At 39.8% G+C, this 304-nt stretch carries 1 protein-coding gene; it reads left to right on the top strand.

Annotated elements, in window-relative coordinates; genetic code table 11:
• A partial coding sequence (locus tag F0L46_RS27980; RefSeq protein WP_188312177.1) for an Ntn hydrolase family protein occupies positions 1-304 on the top strand: 304 nt, incomplete at both ends.

Raw genomic sequence — 304 nt, 5'->3', positions numbered from 1 at the left:
ATTCATCAAGACTTTATTGAAAACAGTTTTAAACAAAAAATGGCTCTACTCGATTTCTGCCGTTTAAATGAAAAAATTAACTTGAAACCCGTTGATTCTCTAGCATCATTCAATAATGACATTACCGGCTACAGTGAAAACTTTGTAAACAGCGCTCAGCTCGCTTCTCCCCCATTTGCGAATCCTGCTGAAACCTTAGCACACTTCAACACAAAGGATGAGACTGGAAAGGAAATCAAAATTCAGTTTGACCACGGCACCACCACTCTTGGTTTCCGATACAAAGGAGGAGTCTTATTAGCCG

Source organism: Salinarimonas soli (assembly GCF_008386575.1).
GTDB classification, from domain to species: domain Bacteria; phylum Pseudomonadota; class Alphaproteobacteria; order Rhizobiales; family Beijerinckiaceae; genus Salinarimonas_A; species Salinarimonas_A soli.
This window is presented reverse-complemented; position numbering and strand designations above follow the sequence as displayed.